Origin of the sequence: Parasedimentitalea maritima (genome assembly GCF_005771405.1) — a bacterium.
GTDB lineage: Bacteria > Pseudomonadota > Alphaproteobacteria > Rhodobacterales > Rhodobacteraceae > Parasedimentitalea > Parasedimentitalea maritima.
In genome coordinates, this window is sequence record NZ_VAUA01000013.1 from 18,919 (window position 1) to 35,801 (window position 16,883).

18 protein-coding genes are annotated in these 16,883 nt (G+C 54.7%); 8 read left to right on the forward strand and 10 right to left on the reverse strand.

All coding sequences use genetic code 11. The annotated features are described in order from the left end of the window. Window positions 1-139 precede the first annotated feature (139 nt). From purL to grxD, 3 genes are all read left to right on the forward strand, one after another. Entirely contained in the window at window positions 140-2,305 is a 2,166-nt protein-coding gene (gene purL / locus FEE96_RS20910; RefSeq protein WP_138165081.1) for a phosphoribosylformylglycinamidine synthase subunit PurL, read from the forward strand. A gap of 177 nt (window positions 2,306-2,482) precedes the next feature. Continuing rightward, window positions 2,483-2,719, forward strand: coding sequence for a BolA/IbaG family iron-sulfur metabolism protein (locus FEE96_RS20915; RefSeq protein WP_138165082.1), 237 nt, complete (start codon window positions 2,483-2,485; stop codon window positions 2,717-2,719). A gap of 282 nt (window positions 2,720-3,001) precedes the next feature. Next, window positions 3,002-3,364 carry a Grx4 family monothiol glutaredoxin gene (grxD, locus tag FEE96_RS20920; RefSeq protein ID WP_138165083.1) on the forward strand — a complete coding sequence of 121 codons (363 nt, stop codon included), beginning with the start codon at window positions 3,002-3,004 and terminating at the stop codon, window positions 3,362-3,364. 75 nt (window positions 3,365-3,439) lie between these two features. On the opposite strand, the gene FEE96_RS20925 is transcribed toward grxD, so the two are convergent. Both FEE96_RS20925 and FEE96_RS20930 read right to left on the reverse strand, forming a co-directional pair. Next, complete coding sequence (locus FEE96_RS20925; RefSeq protein WP_138165084.1) at window positions 3,440-3,835, reverse strand: cell division protein ZapA; 396 nt, start codon at window positions 3,833-3,835, stop codon at window positions 3,440-3,442. Continuing rightward, entirely contained in the window at window positions 3,835-4,740 is a 906-nt protein-coding gene (locus FEE96_RS20930) for a colicin transporter (RefSeq protein ID WP_138165085.1), read from the reverse strand. The genes FEE96_RS20925 and FEE96_RS20930 overlap by 1 nt, the downstream gene beginning before the upstream one ends. Window positions 4,741-4,988: 248 nt before the next feature. On the opposite strand from FEE96_RS20930, the gene tkt reads away from it, so the two are divergent. Continuing rightward, window positions 4,989-7,010, forward strand: a complete 2,022-nt coding sequence (gene tkt / locus FEE96_RS20935) for a transketolase (RefSeq protein WP_138165086.1) — start codon at window positions 4,989-4,991, stop codon at window positions 7,008-7,010. 120 nt (window positions 7,011-7,130) lie between these two features. Here the strand turns inward: tkt and FEE96_RS20940 are convergent, their stop codons facing one another. The 4 genes from FEE96_RS20940 to FEE96_RS20955 form a co-directional block, all read right to left on the reverse strand. Further along, window positions 7,131-7,664, reverse strand: coding sequence for a hypothetical protein (locus FEE96_RS20940; RefSeq protein WP_138165087.1), 534 nt, complete (start codon window positions 7,662-7,664; stop codon window positions 7,131-7,133). Continuing rightward, on the reverse strand, window positions 7,664-8,074 hold the full coding sequence (locus FEE96_RS20945; protein ID WP_138165088.1) for a hypothetical protein: 411 nt from the start codon (window positions 8,072-8,074) through the stop codon (window positions 7,664-7,666). The genes FEE96_RS20940 and FEE96_RS20945 overlap by 1 nt, the downstream gene beginning before the upstream one ends. 195 nt (window positions 8,075-8,269) lie before the next feature. Beyond that, a complete protein-coding gene (locus tag FEE96_RS20950; protein WP_138165089.1) occupies window positions 8,270-8,902 on the reverse strand; it encodes a DUF3885 domain-containing protein in 633 nt (210 codons plus the stop codon). A 16-nt stretch (window positions 8,903-8,918) separates the two neighbouring features. Next, window positions 8,919-9,890 carry a DUF808 domain-containing protein gene (locus tag FEE96_RS20955; RefSeq protein ID WP_138165090.1) on the reverse strand — a complete coding sequence of 324 codons (972 nt, stop codon included), beginning with the start codon at window positions 9,888-9,890 and terminating at the stop codon, window positions 8,919-8,921. Window positions 9,891-10,130: 240 nt separating this feature from the next. Between FEE96_RS20955 and gap the strand changes: the two genes are divergently transcribed. Next, complete coding sequence (gene gap / locus FEE96_RS20960) at window positions 10,131-11,135, forward strand: type I glyceraldehyde-3-phosphate dehydrogenase (protein ID WP_138165091.1); 1,005 nt, start codon at window positions 10,131-10,133, stop codon at window positions 11,133-11,135. An 85-nt stretch (window positions 11,136-11,220) separates the two neighbouring features. Further along, on the forward strand, window positions 11,221-11,364 hold the full coding sequence (locus FEE96_RS23595) for a hypothetical protein (RefSeq protein WP_167741249.1): 144 nt from the start codon (window positions 11,221-11,223) through the stop codon (window positions 11,362-11,364). 342 nt (window positions 11,365-11,706) lie between these two features. Here the strand turns inward: FEE96_RS23595 and coaD are convergent, their stop codons facing one another. From coaD to FEE96_RS20975, 3 genes are all read right to left on the reverse strand, one after another. Then, window positions 11,707-12,201, reverse strand: coding sequence for a pantetheine-phosphate adenylyltransferase (gene coaD, locus FEE96_RS20965; protein WP_138165092.1), 495 nt, complete (start codon window positions 12,199-12,201; stop codon window positions 11,707-11,709). A 94-nt stretch (window positions 12,202-12,295) separates the two neighbouring features. Next, window positions 12,296-12,730: a CBS domain-containing protein gene (locus FEE96_RS20970; protein WP_138165093.1), complete on the reverse strand. Its 435-nt coding sequence runs from the start codon at window positions 12,728-12,730 to the stop codon at window positions 12,296-12,298. Between the two features lie 60 nt (window positions 12,731-12,790). Continuing rightward, window positions 12,791-13,687, reverse strand: coding sequence for a LysR family transcriptional regulator (locus FEE96_RS20975; RefSeq protein ID WP_138165208.1), 897 nt, complete (start codon window positions 13,685-13,687; stop codon window positions 12,791-12,793). Window positions 13,688-13,822: 135 nt separating this feature from the next. On the opposite strand from FEE96_RS20975, the gene FEE96_RS20980 reads away from it, so the two are divergent. Then, entirely contained in the window at window positions 13,823-15,322 is a 1,500-nt protein-coding gene (locus tag FEE96_RS20980; RefSeq protein ID WP_138165094.1) for a CoA-acylating methylmalonate-semialdehyde dehydrogenase, read from the forward strand. 99 nt (window positions 15,323-15,421) lie between these two features. Here FEE96_RS20980 and FEE96_RS20985 read toward each other — a convergent pair whose 3' ends face one another. Beyond that, window positions 15,422-15,916 carry a hypothetical protein gene (locus FEE96_RS20985; RefSeq protein ID WP_138165095.1) on the reverse strand — a complete coding sequence of 165 codons (495 nt, stop codon included), beginning with the start codon at window positions 15,914-15,916 and terminating at the stop codon, window positions 15,422-15,424. 278 nt (window positions 15,917-16,194) lie between these two features. On the opposite strand from FEE96_RS20985, the gene FEE96_RS20990 reads away from it, so the two are divergent. Further along, on the forward strand, window positions 16,195-16,794 hold the full coding sequence (locus tag FEE96_RS20990; protein WP_138165096.1) for a L,D-transpeptidase: 600 nt from the start codon (window positions 16,195-16,197) through the stop codon (window positions 16,792-16,794). The last annotated feature ends 89 nt before the right edge of the window (window positions 16,795-16,883 follow it).

A 16,883-nucleotide genomic window follows, 5' to 3' on the forward strand; every position in this document is an offset into this window, starting at 1 on the left:
CGGGCAGATCAGGGCAACCAACACCAGTCCGATCCGGGCCGCGCCAATTGCTACACCCAGTTTTAGCGCTTTACCCTTCCCCCGGCGGCCTAGTTGTCCTAAAAGGCGCCCAAATCCAGCCATCCGGGAAATATGATCGATGCAAGAACCAGCCATCACATCAGAACTGATTGAAAGCCACGGATTGAGCCCCGCGGAATACGATCGCATCCTGGAAATCATGGGCCGCGTCCCAACCTATACCGAGTTGGGCATTTTCTCGGCGATGTGGAACGAACACTGTTCCTACAAATCCTCCAAGAAATGGCTACGTACTTTGCCGACCGAGGGACCACAGGTCATCTGTGGCCCCGGTGAAAATGCAGGTATCGTTGATATCGGTGATGGCCAGTGTGTGGTGTTCAAGATGGAAAGCCACAACCACCCGTCGTACATTGAGCCCTATCAGGGGGCAGCCACGGGTGTAGGCGGCATTTTGCGCGATGTCTTCACTATGGGCGCTCGCCCCATTGCGGCTATGAACTCGCTGTCCTTTGGTGAACCCGCGCACCACAAGACCACTCAGCTGGTGAATGGCGTGGTCGAGGGCGTTGGTGGTTACGGCAACTGCTTTGGCGTGCCCTGCGTTGGCGGCGAAGTCCGCTTTCACCCAGCCTATAACGGCAACTGCCTGGTCAATGCCTTTGCGGCTGGCCTGGCTGACACTGACAAAATTTTCTACTCAGCTGCATCGGGCATTGGTATGCCTGTTGTTTACCTAGGTGCGAAAACCGGCCGGGACGGCGTTGGTGGCGCAACAATGGCCTCAGCTGAGTTCGACGATACCATCGAAGAAAAACGCCCCACCGTTCAGGTTGGTGATCCTTTCACTGAAAAGCGTCTGATGGAAGCCACGCTGGAGCTGATGGGCACCGGCGCCGTTATCTCGATCCAGGACATGGGCGCGGCGGGCTTGACCTGTTCGGCCGTAGAAATGGGCGACAAAGGTGGCCTTGGTGTCAAACTGAACCTCGAAGACGTGCCACAGCGCGAAGAGAACATGACAGCCTATGAGATGATGCTGTCAGAATCTCAGGAACGCATGCTGATGGTGCTCAACCCCGAGCTGGAAGCCGAAGCCCGCGCTGTGTTTGTGAAATGGGATCTGGATTTTGCCATTGTTGGCGAAACCATTGCTGAAGACCGGTTCCTGATCCTGCACAACGGCGAGGTCAAAGCCGACCTACCGCTGGCCACGCTGGCAGGTTCTGCCCCTGAATATGACCGCCCATGGGTTCCGACACCCGCTGCGGAGCCGTTGACAGACGCCGATGTGCCAACCATAGATCCCATTGATGGCCTCAAAGGACTGATTTCGTCTCCCAACTATGCCGGTAAGCAGTGGGTCTACGAACAGTATGACACCACCGTCATGGGGGATACCGCTCGTCGTCCCGGTGTTGGCTCAGGCCTGATCCGGGTACACGGCACTGAAAAGATGCTGGCCTTCACTTCGGACGTGACCCCCCGCTATGTCAAAGCGAACCCAACCGAAGGCGGCAAGCAGGCGGTGGCCGAGGCTTACCGCAACCTGACCGCAGTCGGAGCCAAGCCTTTGGCCACAACCGACAACTTGAATTTTGGCAATCCGGAAAAGCCAGAAATCATGGGCCAGTTTGTTGGCGCTCTGGACGGCATTGGTCAGGCTGTCGCTGCACTGGACATGCCCATCGTGTCCGGCAACGTGTCATTGTACAACGAAACTGACGGACAGGGCATCCTGCCAACCCCAACCATTGGGGCTGTGGGTCTCGTCGCCGCCGGAGAGGAACCGATTATCGGTGAAGCTCGTGACGGTCACGTAGCGCTGCTGATCGGCGATACCCTTGGTCATCTTGGCCAGTCCGCTCTACTGGCAGAAGTCTTCAACCGCGAAGATGGCGACGCCCCTGCGGTGGACCTGGACGCTGAAAAGCGCCATGGTGATTTTGTCCGCAACAACCGCGACTATATCAAAGTCTGCACCGATCTGTCCGACGGTGGCCTGGCGCTGGCTGCCTTTGAACTGGCCGAGGCTGGTGGCGTTGGCGTTCAAATCGACGCTGGTGACACGCCAACCTTGTTTGGTGAAGATCAGGCGCGCTATCTGGTTGCCTGCAATTTTGATCAGGCCGAGGCCCTGATGCTGGCCGCAGGTCAGGCAGGCGTCACGCTGACCACTGTTGGCAAATTCGGCGGCGATACAGTTAAGATTGGTGGCAGCGAATCCCCACTGGCAGAGCTATCCGAGATCTTCCGCAGCAGTTTCGCTGCTACGGTGGCCTGACACAGCCCCCAATCCAAATCACTTTGGAGCCGCCCGTCAACTACGACTGGGCGGTTTTCCCACAGCTCTGACATGCCGATAAATCGCAGAGGGGTACGTCATCTCTGTGTCACCTGCCCCTTGCAGCTCCGCCCCCGCACATCTACATCTTAGACAACAAGTCAGGAGACATCCCCAATGGCCATGCTAGCCTCAGATATCGAAGCGCTGATCCGCGAAAGCTTCCCCAATGCCGAGATCACCGTGATGGGCGACGATGGCGTTCATTTCTCTGCTGAGGTAATCGACGAGAGCTTTCGGGGTAAAAACCGCGTGCAGCAGCAGCGCGCAGTGATGGCCGCGCTCAAGGGCAAAATGGACGGCTCCAACGGCGAAATCCACGCACTGGGCCTGACAACAAAGGCGCCTGAGTAATCACTGTTGCGTGGGTCATAGCAAGCGTTGTTGCACTTATTGTTGCGGCAATTGGCATTGAAGCCTATGTGAAGCGCAACAAAAGACGGGCTCTATCGCAGTCGCAACCCACAATGCGCAACGCAAACCGCAAGAAGGTTGAGCTGGGACAAGAAGCGACTGATCTGGATCTGGTTGAACAGGCCATAAGACGAAACCAGCTGTTAGAAGACGTCGGCAGGCGTTTGAGCAGCCGTAACACAAAATAATGCGCCGCGGCGCAGTAGACTAAGGAAACGCGACATGACCGACACAAAGACCCGTATCGACGAAACCGTCAAAGCCAATGACGTTGTGCTGTTCATGAAAGGCACCAAGGACATGCCGCAGTGCGGCTTCTCCTCCAAGGTGGCCGGTGTGCTGAACTACATCGGCATTGAATATACCGACATCAATGTTCTGGCCGATGAAGACATCCGCTCGGGCATCAAGGATTACTCTGACTGGCCCACTATTCCACAGCTCTACGTCAAAGGCGAATTTGTCGGCGGATGCGACATCATTGTTGAAATGACCCTGTCCGGCGAACTGGATGGTATGTTTGAAACCAATGGTATCACCTTCGACAAGGATGCCTCTAACAAGATCCGCGAAGCCAACGGCTAAACCCGAGCTTAGCACAACTAAAAAGGCCTCCGGTTCACTGCCGGAGGCCTTTCTCATTCTAAGAGACAAAAAGGTCTATTTCGCCAATTTTTCTTCAACTTCGGCAGCCATCGATTCTGCTCTCGCAGCCAGCTCAGCCAGCGTATCCGTCACCTGCGGCGGGATCACCGGGACTTCGATGCGTTCGGGCTCTGGCGCTGGCGCGGCACGCAAATCAGCCAATTCCGAGTCTCGTTCGGCCAGCTCCGCCTCGACAATTTTGATCCGGTCTTCAACGGCTGCGGTCTTATCCGCCAACAACAAACCCGCCATCAGCAGCATCCGTGCCTCGGGCATGCGGCCAATCTGATCTGACAACACCTGCGCCTCGTCGTCCAGCATCTTGGCTGCGGACTGTAGATAGCTTTGCTCGCCATCCTGACAGGAAACCTCAAAACCGCGACCGCCGATGTGTATGGTCAATTCTGGCATCAGACTTCCTCCCCTTCAGGCATATTCTCAACGGGTAAACTTTGCGCGTTGGCCAACAGTGGTTCCAGTTTGGCCAGAACCGCATTGACCTGCGCCTGATCGCTGGCCTGTGCTGCGCGCAGCCCCTCAATTTCAGCTTCCATCGCAGTATTGATCAAACCGGCATCCCCGACCCCAGCAGCGTTGGCTTCACGCAGAGCCGTATTGGCGCTGCGCAGGCTTTCGTTAGCATGACGCAGCTGTTGCAATTCCGTGTCCAACCGCACCAGCGTTTCGTTCTGTCGTGCCAACTCTGCGCTGGAGTCAACAGTTTCAGCAACATCGTCTGGCTTGGGAGTAAGGTGCTCGGCCTCTGCGGCCGTTGCCTTTGCCTGTTCCAGCTCAGCTTTCAAAACGCTGACTTCCTCTGTCAACGCGGCAGTTTTTAGGGCTTCATCGGCGGCATCTTCTGAAACACCTGTTCCCTCATCCAACTTGGCTTGCAGTGTCCCAATCTCTGACTTTAGCTCTGCGACTTCCGCATCCTGGGCAGCTGCAGCTTCGGTAGCTTTCAAAGCAGCCGTATTGCTGGCCGCTTCCATCTCACCAGTTAAGCGCGACACTTCGGCCTTCAGGGCGTCTTTCTCGTCTTGATTGCCAACTTCGTTGCGCAGCAATTCCACCTCAGCCTGAAGCGCTTCCAATTCTTGCGAATTATCTACGGGCGCTGGCACCTCAGCCAGTTGCGCCTTCAGTGTTTTCAGGCGCTCCTCGAGCTGCGCATTTGCAGTTCTCTCATCATCCAGCAACTGGTTCAAATCGTCGAGCCCGGCCCCATCCTGAGCCGCATCCAAAGCGCCCAATCCGGTTCCGATCCGATCCATCGCAGCCGTGATACGACTTTGCAATTCTTCGATTTGACTCATGCCTGTTCCTCACCCGTCCACATCAATTTCAAAATTCGCCGCCACGTCTGTCTTCTGCGAATCGCTTACAAGATCTCATTCGTCGCCAGCTTACCCAAAGCAGGAGTAAATTACCCCCTGTTTGCTTTCAACCACTTGCAGGCCCAACTTGACCCTGTTCGGCACTGTTATGCTCAGCAACGCTTGATCTTTGCCCCATCGCTGCTATTCAGCCCTAAATCTGCCTGAAAACCCAAAGGAACGACCCAGTGGACCTGACAGAACTGCGCACCGCCAATCCCGAACATTGGGCCAAGGCTGCGGCCATCCGTGCCCTCACCCTTGATGCCGTCGCCGCCGCCAATTCAGGCCACTCCGGTATGCCCATGGGCATGGCCGATGTCGCCACCGTATTGTTTGAAAAGCATCTAAAGTTTGATGCATCAGCGCCCAAATGGCCTGATCGTGACCGGTTCATCCTGTCGGCGGGTCATGGCTCTATGTTGATCTATTCGCTGCTGCATCTTTGCGGCGATGCGCAGGTCACCCTGGATCAGATCAAGAACTTCCGCCAGATGGGCGCTCTGACCGCTGGTCACCCTGAGAATTTCCTGCTGGACGCTGTGGAAACCACCACTGGCCCATTGGGTCAGGGTCTGGCGAATGCCGTGGGGTTTGCCATGGCCGAAGAAATGCAGCGCGCCCAGTATGGCCGCAAGATCGTTGACCACTATACCTATGTTATGGCTGGTGACGGTTGCCTGATGGAAGGTATCAGCCAAGAGGCCATGGGCCTTGCTGGGCGTCATAGCCTAGGCAAGCTGATCCTGTTCTGGGACAACAACAACATTACGATCGACGGCACTGTTGAGCTGTCGGACCGCACCAATCAGGTTCAGCGGTTCAAGGCCTCCGGTTGGCAGGTCATTGAAATCGACGGCCACGACCCCGTCGCCATTGATGAGGCCATCACCGCCGCCAAGAAGTCCAAGAAACCGTCGATGATTGCCTGCAAAACCCACATTGCTCTGGGTCACGCCGCTCAGGACACCTCCAAAGGCCACGGCGCCTTGACGGATGCCGACCAGATGAAAGCCGCCAAAGAGGCTTACGGCTGGACCACAGGCCCGTTTGAAGTCCCTGCTGACATCAAATCCCAGTGGGAAGCCATCGGCAGCCGTGGTGCTGCAGATCGCGCCGAATGGGAAGGTCGCTTTGCCGAGGTGTCCAAGCAAAAGCAGGACCGGTTCAACCGCGCCTATGCACTGGACACGCCAAACAAATTGTCGGCCGCTGTCAAAGCCCTGAAAAAGCAGGTCAGCGAAGACCAGCCCAAGGTTGCCACCCGTAAAGCCTCTGAGATGGCGCTGGCGGTGATCAACCCGATCATGCCAGAAACCGTTGGTGGGTCTGCTGACTTGACCGGCTCCAACCTGACCAAAACCGGCGACATGGGTGTGTTTGACACCGACAACCGCAAGGGTCGTTTTGTCTATTGGGGGATCCGCGAGCACGGTATGGCCGCTGCGATGAACGGTATGGCGCTGCACGGCGGCATTCGCCCCTATTCGGGCACCTTCTTCTGCTTTACCGACTATGCACGCCCCTCTATGCGTCTGGCAGCCCTGTCGAAAATCCCGTCGGTGTTTGTAATGACCCACGACTCGATTGGTGTTGGAGAAGATGGCCCCACTCACCAGCCGGTGGAACATCTGGCGATCTGCCGCGCGACACCAAACACCTATGTGTTCCGTCCTGCTGATGCGGTTGAAACTGCCGAATCTTGGGAAATCGCCCTGTCCGCCAAGGAAACCCCATCGGTTCTGTCACTGACCCGTCAGGGACTGCCGACCGTGCGGACCGAGCATAAGCTGAGCAATCTGACCGCCAAAGGCGCCTATGTTCTGGCAGATGCCGAGGCCAAGCGTCAGGTGATCCTGATCGCCACCGGGTCCGAAGTCGCCATCGCACTGGAGGCCAAAGCCAAGCTGGAAGCTGAAGGTATCGGCACCCGCGTTGTGTCTATGCCCTGTATGGAACTGTTCGCCGCGCAGGATGAGGCTTACCGCCGCAAGGTTCTGCCTGCTGGTCCGGTTCGTGTTGGCATCGAAGCAGCGGTTCGCGCCGGCGGCTGGGACAAGTGGCTGATGGGCGAGCGTGGCCAGGACAAGAAAGCCGCGTTTGTTGGTATGGACAGCTTTGGTGCCTCGGCCCCAGCTGGTGAACTGTACGAAAAGTTCGGCATCACAGCGGATGCGACAGTTGCTAAGGTCAAAGACCTGTTGGGCTGAAACAGCTCACATAGCTGAAAAAAATTTGGGCGCCTCTGAGCGCCCTTTTCCATTGAAAGCAACCGGTTACATACAAAATGAAACTCGCTCCAAGTTCGGGCAACCGAAGGTTGGGAGAGATCAACCGCAAGGTCTTTCCCATTCAAACGGCCGCCACTTGGTCATCGGGTGCATTTGGTGATACTCCCGTATTAACCGATCCGCCTCAGCGTTCTTTTCTTCAGGACTTAATTCCCACTCGCCAATGTAGTCCAATAAATCAAGGTGCAAATCCTCGTCCCGATGAATGTTCGCTAGTCCCCAAGGAAATTGTACCAACAAAGACTGAGTAACATTTAGCCCAGTTCGCCCACGAACATATTGTTCTGCAATTGCGGCGGCTAGGGTCTCCACAGCCTCTGTGTCTGAAGAAACTACAGGTATACCTAACTCTTCAACGATATCATCGAACAGAGCACTCATTTCGAATGCATTGAATGGCTTAATTTCGCCAAGCAGAACGAACAAAGAAGGGCTAGAAAAACCCGCAACAACCATTGCCTCAGCCCATGCGACCCAAGTTTCATCCCCAAACTTGTTTAAGTAACGATTCGCGGACATTTCAGAAGTGTAAGGCACATAGCTTCTGGTTGTGGCGCTTTCAGTTATGTTCATCACGCATCGTGCTCCGCCTTCAACGCATCATATGCCTTGCGCACGTAGTCCAACCGCATCTCATATTGCCCGGCAGCCACGGCAAACTCTGGCGGTTGAATACCGGCCGCCCCAAAAGCTTGCCGTACTTGTGCTCCAGACAGAGGGATATAGTCCGGGCTTTCACCGCTAAGCTTGTTTAATAGCCTCCCACCGAACCACTTGCTGCGGTTTTCGGCTCTTTTTGCTGTAGCCATGCGAAAATGTAGAAAACTAAATAGCTGCTTGCCATCCATTGGGGCTAGGTCGGCAGCCTTACTAAGCGCAGAAAACAAAGGTGAAATACCGCCAGAAGTCGCCGACGCCACCCCCTGCGAAGTTGGAGAAGGTCCGGAAATTATTTTGAGTATTGGAGTTGCAGATTTCGCCATGAAAACTCCTAGTTCAATTCTTCAAATAATATTGCTGAAGATGGGTCAGCTTATTTGCTACCTCTGACAGCCCCCCAAATCGGCGCGATCACCTTGATCGACACCGGAATCAAAACAAACCCCTACGCCAGTCCAAACACGCCATCCATTGATGCCTTGGCAGACCACTCAATGATGCCCAGCCAGACCCGCAGACTAGCCCTCAAATACGGCTTTCATCTCGTCAAAACCATACTCTAACAGCCAAGAATTTCTGTTTCTGTAGAGGGACATCAGATCTTCTTTGCGCACAGCGCTCACATCCATACCGCGATCATCGTAAGCGTAGAGAACGATACCCTTTTTGAAGTCAACGAAATAGATGTCAGCGAAACTTGCTGGTCGAATGCCCAACTCGCATCCCAGCGCCAGCCACATCACTTCGCGCAGCTGCCCAAGGTCCTCCAGCTCCGCCGCATCCCAGTGCCGGAAAACTTCATCATCATCTTCGTCAAAGTCAGGATTACCTTTCTGTGAGACAGCTCCCAGGTACTGAAAATTATTCTTCTTGAGACCACAGAGCTTAAATGGCTTCAGCCGCTTTTTCCGCGGCTCCGCGTCGCCATAGACCGACGACAGCATCCAAAGGCATGCAGTGTCAGAAAACACCTCAGTCGCCACCGCTGCGGCACGGTCATAGGCTTGGATGAATCGTTTTAAGGGACGGTCGGTAGAGACATCTTCGCCTCCCAGTTCGAACCGAAGCGCGAACTCCGTGTCGTCAAAGAGATTGTGGGAAAATTCTCCGTAGGGAAACGGATGCTCAAAGTGCTTTAAAATATCTGTCACCGCAAACACTCTACTCCTAATGGTTCGAGGTGTCTTTTCCGAATAGGCCTAGCATAGGCGCAATCACCTTGGTCGCCACCGGGATCAAAACAAATCCCAGTGCCAGTCCAAACACGCCGTCCATTGCCGCCTTGGCAAACCATTCCGTGATGCCCAACCAGGCCTCGGGCACCATATGCCCCACCGCAGCGGCGTAGTCATGAATATGGTGGCCTAGCCAGCCATAGCCCATTTGTTCCGCCCCGTGGATGACGATGGACCCGCCAACCCAGAGCATTGCGGCGGTACCAACAATCATCAATAGCTTCATGAACCGCGGCATCATCCGAACCAATCCACGGCCCAGGCTGCGGGTTACGCCAAACTTGCCGTTTTGGGTCATGTACAGACCTACGTCATCGGCCTTGACGATCAGCGCAACCGAGCCATAGACGGCCACGGTAATACCAACGGCCACCATGGCCAGCGTTGCGGCCTCCATCCAGATATTGCTGTCGGGGATCGCGGCCAGTGCGATGGTCATGATCTCAGCTGACAGAATGAAATCGGTCTTGATAGCCCCTGCGGCCTTCTTCTCTTCGAGATGCGCTGGGTCGCCCGGTTCATCCTCTTTGAAGACATGTGTTTCATCATGGGGCACCAGTAGGTGATAAATCTTCTCGGCGCCCTCAAAACACAGATAGGCCCCACCCAGCATCAGCAGAGGTGGAATCATCCAGGGCGCAAAGTTGGCCAGCAGCAGCCCGATCGGCAGAAGAAACAGCAGTTTGTTTTTCAGCGACCCTTTTGTGATCTTCCAAATCACTGGCAACTCGCGGCTGGCGGCAAACCCATGCAGGTATTTGGGGGTCACGGCGGCATCGTCGATCAATGCTCCAGCCGCCTTTGACCCGGCCTTGAGCGCCTGTGCCGCCACATCATCAATCGAAGCCGCGGCCACCTTGGCAATACCTGCCACATCATCCAGCAAAGCCAGCAAACCGCTCATGGAAATATCCTCACCCGTCAAAATCGCGTTGCGCGCTACCCTAGCGAAACTGCACGGGCACGCAACCAGACGACCGTTAGCGCCACCGGAAATTTCCGTTATCGACACCGGTCCATTTCCGTTATCGATACCATCAAGTTATTGCGCTAACAGCCCGGCATCATGGCCTTTTTAACCCTTTAGACCCGGCCCCCACCGGTCTATACGCCAAGGTAAGAATTGCCGTTAGGAGACACGCTCATGACCATCAAAGTTGGCATCAACGGTTTCGGCCGGATCGGCCGCTGCACGCTGTCACACATCGCAGCCTCGGGCCGCGACGACATCGAAGTGATCAAGGTGAATGCAACCGGACCACTGGAAACCGCTGCTCACCTGCTGAAATACGATTCGGTCCACGGTCGCTTCCCCGGCGAAGTCACTCTGGGTGATGGCACCATGAACCTAGGCCGCGGCGACATGCAGATGTTTTCGACCTACAATATGGAAGACCTGGACTGGTCCGGCTGTGATGTGGTTCTGGAATGCACAGGCAAATTCAACGACGGCACCAAAGCCAAAGCCCACCTGGAGCGTGGTGCTAAGAAAGTGCTGCTGTCCGCACCCGGCAAGAACATTGACCGCACAATTGTGTTTGGCGTCAACGACGGCGAGTTGAAAGCCTCTGACACGATGATCTCCAACGGATCATGCACCACCAACTGCCTGGCCCCGCTGGCCAAGGCACTGGACGATGGCATCGGCATTGAGCACGGCCAGATGACCACCATTCACGCCTATACTGGAGACCAGCCTACCCTGGACCGTCGCCACGACGACCTGTACCGCGCCCGTGCCGCTGCAATGTCGATCATCCCGACGTCAACGGGTGCTGCCAAGGCGCTGGGTGAAGTTCTGCCCAAGCTGAAAGGACGTCTGGACGGATCCGCGATGCGGGTGCCAACACCAAACGTTTCTGCCGTTGATCTGACCTTTATCGCATCGCGTGATGTGACTGTTGATCAGGTTAACGCCGTCATGCGCGAAGCCTCTGAAGGCGCGATGTCACGTGTCGTCGGCTATGAACCAACGCCTCTGGTTTCCACTGACTTTAATCAGTCACCTGAAAGCTCTATCTTTGCGCCGGAACAGACACGCGTCGTTGGCAATCGTCTGGTTCGCGTTCTGGCTTGGTACGACAACGAATGGGGTTTCTCTGTCCGAATGGCGGATGTGGCCGTCGCCATGGGCCGCCTTAGCGCTTAATGCGCCCCTGCTAAGTACAGCTCATCCTTGAGGTTTTACGCCCGGTCAGGCATATCTGGCCGGGCGTACTTTATGGTGAGGCCATATGACCAACAAAATTTCCCTGGTGCTTGGCCTGATGATTGTCAGCGCGATCACCATTGATCTGTTCTTGTTTGGCACCAGCCATATGGTGTTTTTGGGCAAGCGGATGCTTGAACTGATCAACTGGATGGCCTTTTGGCGCTAGCCTTCGTCGCGCCGACTTTACGTGTAATTTGACTATTCAGCGGCGTCCTGAAACGCGGCCTACACCGAAGTTCAACCAAGCAATGTCTTACGATTCGCAATTTGTGGCCTTTGTCGAAACCTGACCTTTAAAAGGTGCTTTTGGTTCAGCATCGACATGTAAAACGACACTCAGTCCATTTTACTGTCTGGAGCCCCAGTTTCCCAATTGGAAGGTCGTTTTGGGCCAGTCATGCCGGACCTATCCCGAACTGTGGGCGGCGGCAGTATAGGCTTATATCTGTGTTGAAGTTTCACCCGCAAAATAGGGGCGTATCTTGGCACGCCCCTGCAATTCAGCACATCACCTGCCCTGTTTTCCTTGCAATGCCTCATCGACCAGCGGCGTGACGAATTTGGACACATCACCGCCAAGTCGGCAAATTTCTTTGACCAGCTTGCTGGCAATGGCCTGATGTTTGGCCTCAGCCATCAAAAACACTGTCTCGATTGAACTATCAAGTGCACGGTTCATGCCAACCATTTGATATTCATATTCAAAATCTGCAACCGCGCGCAGACCACGTACAATAATCTGCGCGCCAACGTCGCGCGCACAATCGATCAGCAGGTTCTCGAACGGATGAGCCACGATTTCAGTCCCGGTTTGCGCACTCAACGCAGCACATTCTGCCTCAATCATCGCAACACGCTCTTCCAGCGAAAACAGCGGCCCTTTATCTCGGTTGATCGCAACACCAATCACCAATTTGTCGACTAGCGCACTTGCACGCCGGATGATGTCAATGTGCCCGATGGTAATCGGATCAAAAGTGCCTGGATACAGAGCAACGCGCATGGCGGCCTCCTGCTGGGTCAGATTTGCTGCACACGCAAACACATTTGCGCAGTGCAGCGCAAGAGGGGGAAAATACTGAAGTCACAACTGGGACTTAATGCCCCATAATCATGCCCTGCAGCGCGTCTTTTTCCATGGCAACCTGTGACAGCTGCGCCTTAACCACGTCGCCAAGACTAACCAAACCGATCAGCTTGTCGTCCTCGACCACAGGCATGTGACGAAACCGGCCCTCTGTCATTTGGCGCAGAATTTGGGCAACGTTGTCATGACTGGTACAGGTAATCAGCTTACGGGTCATATAGCTGCTCACCGCCTTGTCTAGACAACCCCCACCCGACTGCGCCAACTCACGCACGATATCGCGCTCGGATAAAATACCCTCGGCGTGCTCTCCGTCTGACGAAACCACAACTGTACCAATCTTGCGCTCAGACAATAACTTTGCGGCCTCAGAAATACTGGCATCCGGGGCAATTGTAACCACCCCTTCACTGGGTTTCGATTTCAGAATCAATTGAACTAGCATTTGTGCTTCCTCTGAAATTTTATTGCGTAATTCCAAGGGTTACCGCAATAAGACAACATGTCAAGTCAAGGCTTCCAGCCTTGCGACTTCATCACGAATTCCTGTGCTCAGTGCTTCGGCAAATCGGTTCAAACGCTCACTGCGTTGATCACCATGGTGCTGTACCAGATAAAAGCTACGGGTCAGGCTGATCTCATCTGGCAACACTTTCCGAAGTGGTCGGTGAAATGGCAGTGTAAAATCATGGGCCACGCAAAGTGCGGTGCCTTGTGTGACCAGTCTCAGTTGAACCGAAACAGAATTTGACGCCAGTGCCACCCGCTCCAACCCAATTTCGTTCAAGTAATCCAGTTCACGATCGAAAATCATGTCAGGAATATAGCCAACCAACTTGTGCTGCCTCAGGTCTTCGACGCTCTCGATAGGCGGGAATTCTCTTAGGAAGTGACGAGACGCGGCAAGGTGAAGTTTGTAGTCACAAATTTTTTGCACCTTCAGGTGCGTCGCAGTTGGGGCGCTAACCGTGATCGCCATATCCGCCTCACGACGTGACAAGTTAATCACCCGTGGGAGCGCGACGATCTGTATATCTAGATCTGGATTTTCAACACTGATCCGGGCACAGACTTGTGGCAGCAGGTAATTGGCGCTGCCGTCTGGCGCCCCGATACGGATTTGCCCAGCCAATGTTTCACTGGGACCACTCAGCGCTTCTTTTGCCGCACGCATTGCCTGCTCAGCATCTTCCGCATGGCTTAACAGGCGGTCGCCAGACGCACTCAACGCATAGCCTTGAGGTGATTTTACAAACAGGGGCGCTTCAAGTGCACCCTCGAATCTGGCAATCCTCCGCCCAACCGTAGCGGGATCCATCTTCAGTATCCGCCCCGCACCAGAGAGGCTGGCCTCACGCGCCACCGCCAAAAAGACTTTCATATCATCCCACTGCGGATCCATACTCTTCATACTGACTGTCCCCGTTCAACTTCTGCTGATGCTCTTGCGTTCTTGCAAAACCTATTTGGAATATTTCCTCTTTTCCGATGTTTTTTGCAAGCCTATGCTTCCATCAAATAAATTGCGGAGGATCCAATGCAAGAGCTGACCCACTATATCAACGGCGAACACGTCAAAGGCACGTCCGGACGTTTTGCGGATGTATTCAACCCAGCAACAGGCGAAGTGCAGGCCAAAGTGCCCCTCGCGTCCAACGAAGAGCTGGAAGCAGCTGTCGCTATCGCCAAGGCCGCACAGCCTGCCTGGGAAGCCGTAAACCCACAGCGTCGTGCCCGTGTCATGATGAAATACGTGTCGCTACTGAACCGCGACATGGACAAGCTGGCCGAGGCCCTGAGCCGCGAGCACGGTAAAACCATCCCCGACGCCAAAGGCGACGTGCAACGTGGTCTGGAAGTGGTTGAGTACTGCATTGGTGCACCACAGATGCTGAAGGGTGACTTCACCGATAGCGCTGGCCCCGGCATCGACATGTACTCCATGCGTCAGGCCCTGGGTGTCTCTGCGGGTATCACCCCGTTCAACTTCCCTGCGATGATCCCAATGTGGATGTTCGCCCCAGCCATTGTTTGCGGCAACGCTTTCATCCTGAAACCATCCGAGCGCGCGCCTTCCGTTCCGCTGATGCTGGCTGAACTGCTGGAAGAAGCAGGCCTGCCCAAAGGAATCATTCAGGTCGTCAACGGTGACAAAGAAGCTGTTGATGCGATCCTGTACAACGACGTAGTTCAGTCGGTTGGCTTTGTTGGCTCGACCCCAATTGCCGAATACATCTACGGCACAGGCTGTGCCCAGGGTAAGCGCGTTCAGTGTTTCGGTGGTGCCAAAAACCACATGATCATCATGCCTGACGCTGACCTTGATCAGGCCGCTGACGCGCTGATCGGTGCTGGTTACGGTGCCGCTGGCGAACGCTGCATGGCGATCTCGGTTGCGGTTCCAGTTGGTCAGGAAACCGCTGACAAGCTGATCGAAAAGCTGGTTCCACGTATCGAAAGCCTAAAGGTTGGCCCTTACACCTCTGGCAACGACGTCGACTACGGCCCAGTGGTCACCAGCGCAGCCAAAGACAATATCCTCAGCCTGGTTCAGACCGGTGTTGATCAAGGTGCTGATCTGGTTGTGGATGGTCGCGACTTCTCTTTGCAAGGTTACGAGGATGGCTTCTTTGTTGGCCCTCACTTGTTCGACAACGTCACACCCGACATGGATATCTACAAGAAAGAGATCTTTGGCCCGGTTCTGACAACTGTGCGCACAGAAACCTATGAGGAAGCGATCCAGCTGGCGATCAGTCACGAGTATGGCAACGGCACCGCGATCTATACCCGCGATGGCGATACTGCCCGTGACTTTGCCAACCGGATCAACATCGGCATGGTTGGTATCAACGTGCCAATCCCAGTTCCGCTGGCTTATCACACCTTTGGTGGCTGGAAGAAATCTGCCTTTGGTGACCTGAACCAGCACGGTCCGGATGCGTTCAAGTTCTACACACGCACCAAAACCGTAACAGCGCGCTGGCCCTCGGGCATCAAAGAAGGCGGCGAGTTCTCTATCCCAGTGATGGAATAAGTCGGGGATCTTTTGCTAAAATGAAGAATGGCTGCAGAGTAATCTGCAGCCATTTTTTTCGGCCCAATAGGTCCGCGGTCTTAGTGATCAAGACAGACGTCAGCCCATCTCTTCTTGACATTCGATCGCCGCTTCCAGCGCTTTGGAACTGCCGGTCAGGTCGATCGACATGACCTCGCCGCCTTCGGTATAGAGCGTCATTGTGTATTTCGCCGCTATGTCGAACAAGAAGTCTGGATTATCAAAAGGAATATCTGCACCTGGTACATCGTTCAGATACATCCCCCGTGCCTCTGCATCATAGTCCTGACCATCCAGGGCAAATTGGACCGGGTACCATTCGTTCTCTTGGATATCCCCCCAGGCCATGTTGAATGCCGTGACGTAGCCGCCCCCTTGCACACGATCAAAACCGATGCGAACAACAGAACCATCGTTGAATTCAGATTGTATCAGACAGCCGTCACCAAGTGATGGATCGATCATGACATCCCAGTAGTCAGATGACCCCCAGTGCTCCAGAGATTGAGCAAGTGCTGGCGCAGTGGATACAGCCCCAATAAAAAGCGCTACTGTAATCGTTGAAATTTTCATTGTTGTCCCCATTTTTAAATATTGGGGAACACTTTCCCCTTTTTAGGCGTTTTGGCAACTCTTTCACGCCATCAGCCAACCAACACCGGCATGTTTTGGAAAAATTGGAACGCCTGAAACACGGTCACAACAGGTCCAAACCCATTTCAAGCTTCCTGCGCGGGAACCACACAAGCCTGTGAAGCACGGAATTTTGAGCGCCGCGCCCCTATATAATTTGTATTGGGATCCTATATTGCCCCCGTATCGAGACGTCAAAAAATAGCCCCGGAGGCAGAATGCCCAATTCCCGCTTTACCCGCCGCCATGCCCTGTTAAGTGCGGTGGCCACACTGGCCACGCCATCATTGCTGCGCGCACAGTCCTCCGATGCTTTCCCGATTGAAGAGCGCCCAGTAAATGGAGCTGCTCCAACCAAGCGCAATATTTCGGCATTTCAAAAGCAGCAGTGGCAAGATCATTTTGACACGCTTGGGGTTGGTTGTCTTTTGGCTGACATCAACAGCCGCGCCCTGCACTATTGGAGCGGTGACAATGAAACATACCGCCTATTCCCTTCTTCAGTGCCACTGACAGAAGATCTGACTAAGCGCGGGTATTCGAAAATTGTCCGCAAGCGTGAAAATCCCAGCTGGACCCCAACCGCTTCCATGCGCGAACGTGACCCGACTTTGCCCCTGCGCATGGACGGTGGGCCCGGCAATCCATTGGGCACCCGCGCAATGTATCTGGATTGGCCTGCCTACCTAGTGCACGGCACTCACGACACACGCAAGATTGGCCGACAAAGCTCCTCTGGCTGCATTGGTCTTTACAATCAACACGTTGAAGAACTTTATGAACTTGTCAAAGTCGGCACCCAAGTCCTGTTGCTTTAAGCGTTTCCGCCAAACCTGAACGATCCCCTTCAAACCCGCCCCTTGGCGGGTTCTTTGCATGTTGTTGGACATTTATTTATTGCAGCACC

What these genes read in the sequence shown, in the direction of transcription:
- purL (WP_138165081.1), top strand. Translation starts at nt 140, where the DNA reads ATGCAAGAACCAGCCATCACATCAGAACTGATTGAAAGCCACGGATTG.
- FEE96_RS20915 (WP_138165082.1), top strand. Translation starts at nt 2,483, where the DNA reads ATGGCCATGCTAGCCTCAGATATCGAAGCGCTGATCCGCGAAAGCTTC.
- grxD (WP_138165083.1), top strand. Translation starts at nt 3,002, where the DNA reads ATGACCGACACAAAGACCCGTATCGACGAAACCGTCAAAGCCAATGAC.
- FEE96_RS20925 (WP_138165084.1), bottom strand. Translation starts at nt 3,835, where the DNA reads ATGCCAGAATTGACCATACACATCGGCGGTCGCGGTTTTGAGGTTTCC.
- FEE96_RS20930 (WP_138165085.1), bottom strand. Translation starts at nt 4,740, where the DNA reads ATGAGTCAAATCGAAGAATTGCAAAGTCGTATCACGGCTGCGATGGAT.
- FEE96_RS20940 (WP_138165087.1), bottom strand. Translation starts at nt 7,664, where the DNA reads ATGAACATAACTGAAAGCGCCACAACCAGAAGCTATGTGCCTTACACT.
- FEE96_RS20945 (WP_138165088.1), bottom strand. Translation starts at nt 8,074, where the DNA reads ATGGCGAAATCTGCAACTCCAATACTCAAAATAATTTCCGGACCTTCT.
- FEE96_RS20955 (WP_138165090.1), bottom strand. Translation starts at nt 9,890, where the DNA reads ATGAGCGGTTTGCTGGCTTTGCTGGATGATGTGGCAGGTATTGCCAAG.
- gap (WP_138165091.1), top strand. Translation starts at nt 10,131, where the DNA reads ATGACCATCAAAGTTGGCATCAACGGTTTCGGCCGGATCGGCCGCTGC.
- FEE96_RS23595 (WP_167741249.1), top strand. Translation starts at nt 11,221, where the DNA reads ATGACCAACAAAATTTCCCTGGTGCTTGGCCTGATGATTGTCAGCGCG.
- coaD (WP_138165092.1), bottom strand. Translation starts at nt 12,201, where the DNA reads ATGCGCGTTGCTCTGTATCCAGGCACTTTTGATCCGATTACCATCGGG.
- FEE96_RS20970 (WP_138165093.1), bottom strand. Translation starts at nt 12,730, where the DNA reads ATGCTAGTTCAATTGATTCTGAAATCGAAACCCAGTGAAGGGGTGGTT.
- FEE96_RS20975 (WP_138165208.1), bottom strand. Translation starts at nt 13,687, where the DNA reads ATGGATCCGCAGTGGGATGATATGAAAGTCTTTTTGGCGGTGGCGCGT.
- FEE96_RS20980 (WP_138165094.1), top strand. Translation starts at nt 13,823, where the DNA reads ATGCAAGAGCTGACCCACTATATCAACGGCGAACACGTCAAAGGCACG.
- FEE96_RS20985 (WP_138165095.1), bottom strand. Translation starts at nt 15,916, where the DNA reads ATGAAAATTTCAACGATTACAGTAGCGCTTTTTATTGGGGCTGTATCC.
- FEE96_RS20990 (WP_138165096.1), top strand. Translation starts at nt 16,195, where the DNA reads ATGCCCAATTCCCGCTTTACCCGCCGCCATGCCCTGTTAAGTGCGGTG.